This window comes from Rhodococcus sp. MEB032 (assembly GCF_030208925.1).
Classification (GTDB): Bacteria; Actinomycetota; Actinomycetes; order Mycobacteriales; family Mycobacteriaceae; genus Rhodococcus_F; species Rhodococcus_F qingshengii.
On record NZ_JARVSY010000019.1, the window covers coordinates 42,379 to 52,332 of the forward strand.

Annotated in this window: 7 protein-coding genes; 4 read left to right on the top strand and 3 right to left on the bottom strand. The window is 61.1% G+C overall.

Features of this window, described 5'->3' with window-relative positions; translation table 11 throughout:
• Window positions 1-77 precede the first annotated feature (77 nt).
• Window positions 78-1,610, bottom strand: a complete 1,533-nt coding sequence (locus QRN54_RS20605; RefSeq protein WP_058036979.1) for a long-chain-fatty-acid--CoA ligase — start codon at window positions 1,608-1,610, stop codon at window positions 78-80.
• A 612-nt stretch (window positions 1,611-2,222) separates the two neighbouring features.
• On the bottom strand, window positions 2,223-3,695 hold the full coding sequence (locus QRN54_RS20610) for an alpha/beta hydrolase (protein WP_285182963.1): 1,473 nt from the start codon (window positions 3,693-3,695) through the stop codon (window positions 2,223-2,225).
• 864 nt (window positions 3,696-4,559) lie between these two features.
• Between QRN54_RS20610 and QRN54_RS20615 the strand changes: the two genes are divergently transcribed.
• From QRN54_RS20615 to QRN54_RS20625, 3 genes are all read left to right on the top strand, one after another.
• Window positions 4,560-6,332 (top strand): N-acyl-D-amino-acid deacylase family protein, encoded by a 1,773-nt coding sequence (locus tag QRN54_RS20615; RefSeq protein ID WP_058036982.1) that lies wholly within the window; start codon window positions 4,560-4,562, stop codon window positions 6,330-6,332.
• Window positions 6,329-6,958: a TetR/AcrR family transcriptional regulator gene (locus QRN54_RS20620; protein ID WP_502944068.1), complete on the top strand. Its 630-nt coding sequence runs from the start codon at window positions 6,329-6,331 to the stop codon at window positions 6,956-6,958. The genes QRN54_RS20615 and QRN54_RS20620 overlap by 4 nt, the downstream gene beginning before the upstream one ends.
• A 204-nt stretch (window positions 6,959-7,162) precedes the next feature.
• Window positions 7,163-8,137 (top strand): alpha/beta fold hydrolase, encoded by a 975-nt coding sequence (locus QRN54_RS20625; protein WP_242692523.1) that lies wholly within the window; start codon window positions 7,163-7,165, stop codon window positions 8,135-8,137.
• A gap of 67 nt (window positions 8,138-8,204) precedes the next feature.
• On the opposite strand, the gene QRN54_RS20630 is transcribed toward QRN54_RS20625, so the two are convergent.
• A complete protein-coding gene (locus QRN54_RS20630; RefSeq protein ID WP_082661279.1) occupies window positions 8,205-8,702 on the bottom strand; it encodes a winged helix-turn-helix transcriptional regulator in 498 nt (165 codons plus the stop codon).
• 84 nt (window positions 8,703-8,786) lie between these two features.
• Here QRN54_RS20630 and QRN54_RS20635 point away from each other — a divergent pair, with 84 nt between their 5' ends.
• On the top strand, window positions 8,787-9,476 hold the full coding sequence (locus QRN54_RS20635) for a nitroreductase (protein ID WP_285182964.1): 690 nt from the start codon (window positions 8,787-8,789) through the stop codon (window positions 9,474-9,476).
• Window positions 9,477-9,954: the final 478 nt, after the last annotated feature.

Genomic DNA, 9,954 nt, shown 5'->3' on the forward strand with positions numbered 1-9,954 from the left:
TCTTTAAATGGTGGTGGAAGTCGCGGAGGCCCGCGAAAGGAATCAGATCCGTAAGCCGGACCGGTCCTTGGTCAGAATCATCTGCCGGTTCCGTACCACTCGCGCAGGTCGCGCTTGAGAATCTTGCCTGCACCGGAGGTAGGAAGAGCGTCGACGAAGGACGTCGACCGTGGCAGCTTGTAGTTCGCGATATGCATCCGGCAGAAGTCGCGGAGTTCCGCCTCGCTCACCGATGTGCCAGGAGTCAGGACGACAACGGCGTGGACGCGCTCGCCCCAGTTTTCGTCGGGTAGTCCGATCACGGCAACCTGAGCGACTGCAGGATGCTTGGCGAGGGCGTTTTCGACTTCGATTGTGTACACGTTCTCGCCGCCGGTGATGACCATGTCCTTCAGTCGATCGACAACGAATACATAACCATCCTCGTTCATGTACCCGGCGTCCCCGGTATGCATCCAGCCGTCTCGGATGACTGCGCTAGTCTCTGCTGGCTTGTTCCAATAGCCGGACATCAGGTGATCTCCGCGGACCACGATCTCGCCGATGTCACCACGTGGAAGTTCCACGTCGCCAGTTCCGATGATGCGCACTTCCGAGTGTGCTGTGGGCCGCCCGCAGCTGCGTCGGAGCGTTGGATCATCGTGGTCGTCTGCGGTGAGAATTGTTGCGATAGCAGCGATTTCGGTCATGCCATATCCCTGGCTGAGACGTACCTTCGGAAAGAGTTCGAGGGTGCGCTGGAGGAGGGCTTCGGAGATCGGTGACGCCCCATACACAATTCGCGTGAGACTCGACAGGTCTGAATTCTTCGCCTCCGGCGAGTCTACGAACAATTGAATCATCGTCGGAACGAGAAGTGTGTCGGTAACACCGTGTCTGGTGATGGCTTCGACAACACCGGCCGGAGTGAACGAGGGCACCATCACATGTGTGGCGCGGGTGAGGCACGCGATGAGCCACGCGGCGAGGTCTGCCAAGTGAAACATCGGTGCCGCATGTAGAAGGACCCCGCCGCGATTGAGGATGTCGGCGGTTACGATTGAACCCATCGCGGAGGTGAGGCATGCTCGATGCGAGAGCATGACCCCTTTGGGTTTGCCGGTTGTCCCGCCGGTGTAAAAGATTCCGTAGAGGTCGTCCCCGCCCCGTCGCGCGTCCTCGACCGCACCGGCGCCGGCGACAAGTTGCTCGTAGTCGAGCATTCCGTCAGGTGCCTGAGTCTCGCCGATGAATATCACCGACGACAGGTTGGGAGCGAGTTCGCGCAGATCTGGGATGAGCGGGGCAAAGTTGTCGTCGACAAGCAGAATGTCGGTCTGACTGTCAACCAATGAGTAGGCGATCTCGGCAGCGCTCCATCGCACATTTACCGGGGTGACGACGCATCCTGCCCATGGCACTGCGTGAAGAAACTCGTGATAGCGATCGCTGTTGAGCGCCAGGATGCCGACTCGGTCGCCGAGTGCGGCGCCTAGAGCACGAAGTGCCCCTGCAAATCGGGCGACTCGGTCGATGGTTTCCGCGGCCGTTCGCGCGCGATCACGGTAGATCGTGACGACATGGTCGGGATTTGCTTGCGCAGTGTTGATCAGTGACTGGGTGATATGCACGGTAGCCCTTCATTGTGAATTTCCATCCGTGTGACGGTGGCGACAGTATTCAAAACTATTGCATGTAAATCTTCTATTTTCGGTATTGGCTTGGTGCGCAGCAGATTTCGTGGATTTCCGATCTTGTTCAGAGTGAAGGCGGCTCCATTCAGAGTCCGAATCGTTGAGCCTTCGACGTGTCGTAGTCGTCGGCAGTGACCTGATTGAGGAAGTGGTGTGCCGCAGGGCTTCGAGGCGGTCGTGATCGGAACCGAATTCCTTCGATTCGGACCGCTTGAAATCTGAAAGTCGTTCAATTCCTGGTCGATCGCCGGACCGCTTGGGTGCGGCCCTCGCCATGGACGCCACTTCGCGACGATTCGGATCGCAGCATGGCGTGACGTCGGTTCCGGCGCAGCACCCGCGGTCAACGCGTACCCAGACATCGCCGGGCTGTCCCACACCTCGATTCGATAGGGAGGGAAGGAGTGGAATCGGCGTAGACCCGAAACTCGATCGCGTGCGTTTGTCCGGTTGACCCGGTCAGGTCGACTGCTGAAAAGCTGCAATGGAATCCGCGCGGACGAGGTGGCCCTAGGTAACCATCGGGCGGTTGAGCTGTGATCACGAAGGTCAGGAGCAACCGGCCCGAAGATCGTTACACGTGAGCGTGCTGCCGTCGTCGCGGCGAATGGCAATCCGCGAGTTGTAGTGCGCGGAGAACCGGTTGTTTTCACCAGCGGCAGTTGGGGTTGGGACATTGCGCCAGGGTGCGCCGGTGAGGCGCTCATCAGCGTCGGTGCCGACCTTCAGGTATTTGTCGAACCACGCGATCGTGTAGTAGCTGACAATCGCCTTGGCATCAAAAGTGCCGGGGAGAAGGCCCGCAGTGTCCGCGAAGTCGAGGTGGTTGGCCGCGCGGATCACGATGTCGCCGCTATCTATCCCGTGTGCCGACATTTCATAGGAAGCCTCTGATTTCGCCAGGGGATCAGGCGGCTGCACACGCGGTATGGGAAAGGCCAGATAGTCGCCACTCATGCCGAGCACTGGCGTGCGTAGCTGTGGGGCTGGGACATCGGGTGCGCCAAAGCAATATTTGTTGAAGCCGTAGGCCAAGGGTACTGATACAGGGCCGAGCGCTTGGGCTGCCCGCGCGGTGGTGAATGCCACCATCTCATCCAGCGGTTTCGCCGCTGGAACGCACTGACTGTCCAAGGCGACTGCGGCTTTGACCCGTGGATCATTTTGGGCGTTCCAGCTGGCAGCAACACCACCGTAGGAATGTCCAGTCAGGCCCACACGGGAGGGGTCGAGTCTTTCCCACAGCGGATTGTATGCCGCATTGAGTCCGCGGCTCACACGGCTGCGTTGCTTATCCGAGTGGTCGGTTCCGCTGGTGCGGCTCGGCTGTGGCGCGTATATCTGTGCTGGGCTCGACAAGAAGAAGTCCAGGGCATCGATTTGACCGTCGTAGAAGGGGAGTCCGTTACCCCCGAGGCTGTCGAGGAGATTGCCGTTGGCTTGCGGGCCGGCGAGTCCGAGAATGGGAATGCCAGCGAACGCCGCCTCGACTTCGTCGGGCGCTTCACCGAATTGATCGGACATGCCCTCGCCCTGCGTATCGTAGGTGAAGACCAGATAGCCTGCTGAAGCTAGGTTCTGGGCGAGGTACCAGTAGCTTTCCTCATAGGCAAGCAGTGAACCGTTGTTGACGATGACGCCGGGCTTGCGCGCTTGATCAGCCTCAGTGGGCATGTCCCAGATGTGCCCGGAAATGGTGGCTCCGCTCCGGGAGGTATACAGGACCTGCTCGACGCTACCCCCGCGGTTACGCCAAGTGTCCTCGGTGACATCCGGGTTGATTAGGCATGTGAGGGCAATGGAGCAACTGTTGGGGTTTGGGCGTCGTTCGGGATCCGCTTGTAGCTTTTCCGCACGCTTTCGCTGATAGTCCATTGTTTTTTCGGCTATGGCCGGGAGCTCGTCAAGTCGATTCGCTAAGCCGCCGGTCGTTTCGAACGTTTTCGCCAAAGTTGATTCCTCGAGTGACGGCGACCATGGATCGGCCGACGCAACCCCCACGCCAGCCAATGTCGCGGCCAAGGTCGCGACTACAGCAAAGGCGACAGACAGTCCCAGATACATCCTGTCAGCGGCGGGCGTCTCTACCCGTCGCCTCCCGTAACTCCAATTCCGACTCTTCACGTACACAATGTCCTCCAGATGCATTCTCTTGTACCGCAGTGGATTGCGGATTCACGTGGCACGGTTGGACTTTCGCCTCGTGCGACGGTTCCAATGTCCTCGCCGACGATCGGACTTTGCCCGAATGGCAACACCTGTTCCGTCATTCTCCCGGCCGGATGGAAAACGACTCAAGTGAGATACGGAACGTATTCACATGCAACGGGTATGTCAATGGGTGGCTGTTGTATGCAGCCGAAATGATCGGCGGCAAGGGGCATTTCGGTCGGGCGCAGAGCATTCAGAATCCACTCAGGGTCAACTCGTCCGCACATTCGCGGGCAAGGGCCAGTCATCCGCATCCCGATGTCTTGCTGTGCGTACTGCCATCGGTCGGCGGCGGCTCAAGTCGCGGCGAGTTGCTCGAAGGAGCTGGTGAACGATGAGGCGGCCGGTGTACGAAGGGTGTTCATCGTGGCGCAAAGTCTACTGGATATGCGCTGCCCGACAACGGATCTGAGGATGTGACCGCCTTGTGGTGGGCGTGTGATGATGCGATCGGTGTGGTTCGCATAGAACGTCCCATGATTGCCTGCTTCCGTGATTCGCCGAGTGAACATCGGCGCTACACCGGACGCGAAGGTCTCCAGTGCCGAGAGATCACTTGCATGGATGCCAAGTTTGGTGAATCCGGGGTCGGAGTTGGGTATTGACGGCCCAGCAAGTCTTCGATAATGTCTGCTACTGAATAATCGTCGTTATCGAAATTGAGAGGCGACCATCGTGGATGGTTTCGATCTGGTGCTCCGGGGCGGATGCTTCTTCGACGGAACCGGTGCTCAACCCGCTATTCGCGACGTAGGAGTGCGGGCGGGTCGGGTGGCGGCGATCAGCACCAGCCCTTTGGAGGCGGAGGGAGCGGAGGTCGTCGACGCTGAGGGCTTGTGGGTGATGCCGGGCCTGATCGACATCCACACGCATTACGACGCCGAGGTATTGGTTGCCTCGGGCCTCTCGGAATCGGTGCGCCACGGCGTCACGACCGTGATCTTCGGGAACTGCTCCCTCTCCACCGTGTTCTCCTCCCCTGACGATTGTGCGGATCTGTTCTCACGCGTCGAGGCCCTGCCGTGGGACGCTGTCCAGTCAGCACTCAACGAACACCAGAGCTGGTCAGATCCGCACCGCTACGTGGAGGCGCTCGAGTCCCGTCCGCTCGGACCCAACGTATCGGCGTTTATCGGACACTCCGACCTTCGCGCGGCGGTTATGGGCCTGGATCGGGCCACTGATCCAGACAGTCACCCAACTCCCGTCGAGTTGGGCCGGATGCGCGCGATGCTGGCCGATGCGCTCGACGCTGGGTTCGTGGGAATGTCGACAGTGAGAAGCTCGTTCTCGAAGCTGGACGGCGTGCGCTACCCATCGCGCCAGCTTCCCTCCACCTACGCGAGCTGGCGAGAGTACCGCGCTCTGAACCGCGTGCTCCGCGAACGCGGGCGCCTGCACCAGTGCACACCTAATGTTGCCCGCAAGGCCGAGATCGGCAAGTTCTTCGCCCAGAGCGCTGGTCGCGGCAGGGCCCCGTTGAAGACCACGATGCTCGCTGCGGCAGACCTCAAGGCAGATCCGAAGATGATCTGGGTACTGACCAAGGCTACGGCGTTGCTGAACCGGGTGATGGCCTCGGAATTGCGCTGGCAGCACCTGCCGGTGCCGTTCGAGGTCTATGCCGATGGCATCGACTTGGTCGTCTTCGAGGAGTTCGGTTCGGGTGCCGCAGCTCTCAACGTGCGCGACGTAGTCAAACGCGGTGAGCTCGTGGACTCCGAGGTCTACCGCCGCCAGTTCCGCCAAGACATCGAGCGCAAATTCGGTCCGAAACTATGGCACCGCGACCTGTACGACGCCGACATCGTCAGCTGCCCGGACACCGAGGTAATCGGCAAGTCGTTCGGCAGCGTCGCGCAGGAGCGGGGCATTCATCCAGCGGACGCCTTCCTTGACCTGGTGGTAGCCCACGGCGTTGCTTTGCGTTGGCGTACCACCATCGCCAATCACCGTCCCGAAGTGCTCGACAGGATCGCGGACAACGCTCAGATCCAGATGGGTTTCGCGGACTCCGGCGCCCACCTGCGCAACATGGCGTTCTACAACGCCGGCCTGAGGCTGCTGAGGCGAGTCAATGAATCTGCAGAGGGAGGCCATGAGTTCCTTAGCCTCGAACGCGCCGTACACCGGCTGACCGGCGAACTCGGCGACTGGTACGGCCTCGACGCTGGCACCCTTCGGCTGGGGGACCGCGCCGACATCGCCGTCATCGACCCTGCCGGGCTCTCCAAGTCCTCGGACGATTACGCCGAAGCCCCCCTCGAGGAGCTCGGGGGCGTATCTCGAATGGTCAACCGCAACGACGACGCAGTGGCCGCGACCATCGTGGGTGGACATCTCGTGTACCGCTATGGCAATTTCGCCGACGGGTTCGGTACGACGCGAAGCTTTGGCTCTTTCCTACGGGCCGGAAAGACACACTCGAGCGCCGGATGGTCCTCGTGAGCAATCCAGTCCCCGTCGCCCGCCGCACACCCCGCTCCGAGGTCCGCGACCGGCTCCTGCAAGCTGCCTTCACGGTGTTCGCGGAACGCGGATTCGCCGGAGCCACCATGCAACAGATCGCGGCCACCGCCGGGTTCACCACCGGCGCACTCTACTCGAACTTCGCGAGCAAGGAGGACCTGTTCTTCGAGCTCTTCGACCGGGAGGTGACAGGCCGCATCGCATCAGTCCGAGAGATTCTCGGCCACGCGGACCTTACCGTCATGGACGAAGCGTCCGCACTGGCGGCCGGCCAGCACCTGACCGCTGCGATCCAGCAGAGTCGCGAATGGCAGTTGCTGTTCACCGAGTTCTGGCTTCGTGCCGCCCGCGATACCCAGCTACGTGAGCGGTGGGTCGAGAAACGCCGAGAGTATCACCAGCAATTGACCGAGTTGGCCGACGAAGCGCTCTCCAGCTGGGGCGCAGACGGAGCTGTCTCGTCGCGCATTCTCATGTTCACCATGCTGGCGCTGAACAACGGTCTCGCCATCGAAGAGATCGCCGATCCGGGCGTCATTCCAGCCGACACGATCGGGACTGTCCTGGTCCGCCTGCTGGGTCTGCAGACTAAGAGCACTGGCTGACGAAGCCGCAAACCCGCGCTACGGCCACCATCCGAGGTTATTCGGTGGTGGGAGGGCAGGCCGTCGCCGTTCTCATCGTTTCACGGTTGTCATAGGGCCGTACCAAATCCGAGTCCGAAGCTCGGATGACCCGCTCGACCTCTGCAACCCGAGGCGACGAACCATTGCTCCACTTCATGAACACAGCGGAATGAGGAGAAGCGTATGACCATCCCTAACGCATCGTCATCCGGGGTGTGGCAGGTTGGCAGTTTGATCGGCCAATTGACCGGTCGCACCAGCGCCGAGCCGGCAAGAGGCGGCGTGGGAAAGGTCATGTCCGTCGACGGCGTCGACCTGCACGTCCGAGTGGACGGTCCCGCCGACGGTCCTGCCCTCCTGATGCTGCACGGTTTCGGTGCCTCCATGGCGTGGTTCGACCAGCTCGTCGCTCGCCTGCCGGAATGCCGGATCATCCGGGTCGATCTTCTCGGGCACGGTGGTTCTGCGCGACCTACATCCGGCTACGACCCCGACAGCCAGGGCCGGCTCTATGCGAGTCTGCTCTCCGAGTTGGACCTGGACGACGTTACGGTCGTCGGCCACTCGATGGGCAGCCTCTTCGGCCTGGCGACCGCCGAGCACAGCGCCCTCGTGACCCGGCTCGTGTTGATGGGCGAAGGGCCCGACACGAGCACCGGAACGCTGCCGCCAGGCGAGTGGGTACTTCACACCCCGTGGATCGGTCCGATTCTGCAGCAGCATGGTCCCGCGTTCGTCACCAATCGCGTGGTGCGGCGAGCATTTGCGCGGGACTTCGACATGGCCACAGCATTTGCCCACCCCAGTCAAGGCCTCGACGACGCCCGCAGCCTGAACCACCCCGCCTTCACCCAGACGATGCGGCAGCGGCAGGCGTGGACCAGACGAGGTGGTCTGGACGCACGGCTGGACGATCTGGCATTGCCGGCGCTCGTCATCTTCGGCCGGAAGGACCGCTTCTACGACGTGGAGGCCTCACTTGCCCGCTACCGCCCAGTACGAACAATCACGACCAAGGTCCTCGAAGACGTGGGGCACACACCGATGATCGAAGCCCCCGACCGCGTCACTGACCTGATCCGCGAGTTCCTCTCCACCCGTAAGAACCGGTCGAAAACTTCACCTGAAATCGCCGACTCGAAAGATAAGCAGTCATGACCGTCCAGCGACGGCTCGATGGTCAGCAAACAGTGTGGACGCGCGTTGCCGGCAGGGTGCTGTCGGTTCAGTTTGTCGAGGAAGCGTCAGCGCCCTGTGGACCATTCCCTGGTGTGGAGGAGGTGATCGGGTCGTGCGCGGATGTTGGTAGCACATCATGAGCGGTGAGTTCTTGGGCGCACGAATCACATTCGAGTCTGACGTGGGCCTCGCCGTCGCAGTCACGATGTTGGTAGCGGACGGGAGGTCCCTCGGGTGCCATGTAGGTATCACCCCAGTCTTTGATTGCCATCAAAATCGGGTAGATGTCGTGGCCTTTTCGAGTGAGCCGATATTCCGCATGGGCGGAGTCTGTTTGCACTTTCGCCAGAATTTCGTGCTCGACCAGTCGATCGAGTCGGTCTTGGAGTCGACTACGCGAGATTTCCATCGCACTCTGAAAGTGGTTGAACCGACGAACTCCCGCGAACGCCCACTTCAGGATGACCAGCGTCCAACGGTCGCCGAGGATCACCAGCGGTCGAGAAATCGAGCAGGGCACTTCGGACAACTCTTTGTAACGCATGAGCCATCCTACCAAGTAGTTCCAAAATGAGACCACACCTGTTAGATTCAGTCTCGAAATGAGACTAAGGAGTGGAAAGTGAACATGACAACTAGCGAGCCCGCGCAGGTTTCGACATTGGCCGAGTTGCTCGATCGACGCTGGACGTGCCGCCAATTTCATCCGGATCAGGTCCCACACACCGACATCGAACGCTTACTCGAGCTCGCCCAGCAGACCCCGTCCTGGTGCAACACTCAGCCTTGGCAGGTGATTGTCACCGAAGGCGCGGCCACCGATAGCTTCCGCACGGAACTCCTCTCCCACATCCAGGCAGGAGGAGAAGCTCAGCCGGATTTCCCCTTCCCTGCGGAATACACAGGGATCTACCGTGACCGTCGCCGCGCATGCGGTCTTCAGCTTTACGACAGTGTGGGCATCGGTAAAGGGGACCCGCGAACCCTGACCCAGGCGCTCCGCAATTTCGAGTTCTTCGACGCCCCGCACGTTGCGCTGATAACGACCGAAGCGGACCTTGGTGTTTACGGGGCCGTCGACTGCGGCTTGTACACAAGCACTTTCCTGATGGCTGCACAGAGCCTTGGCATCGCCGCCGCCCCACAGGCGGCACTTGCGTCGTACGGGCCATTCGTGCACAACTATTTCGGGATCCCCGAGAGTCGGCGCGTCCTTCTCGGTATCTCGTTCGGCTACGCCGATCTGGATCATCCGATCAACTCTTTCCGTACCGCCCGCGAGACCGTCCCGAATGTCGTTACCTGGCAGCGTGATTGAGGCTCTGCGATAGCCACAGTTGCATCTTGAATTTCGAATGCCCCGCACTCGCCCCTCCCACCGCCCAGCGCGGGGAACTGCGCTCGCCCATCACTTGTCGGAGTTTCTGCTGCAACTGAGTGCGCGGTCTGCGGTGACGAGACGGTTCGAACTGGTTGTCGAGGTATGCGGGGGAAGCGAGTTCGCTCAACCGAGCGCTCGCACGCACGGACCGGGATTTCGCGCGCCCGATCGGTGTGGTTGTGCGCACCACGATGCGACGGATTTCCAGCCCCATTCGGGCCCGGTACACGGGGTGCGCGCTCAGTTTCCCGGAGTCGAGACCTGCACCGAGATCGGACTCGCACCATCGAGCATCATCTACAACGGAGGATTCACATGACCGCTTCGACTGTCGGCCGACTGGTGGTCGCAGGTGCTGCAAAATGCATGTCCAGTCGTTCGCGCACCACAGAGCTTCGAGTACTGGCAGGCGCCG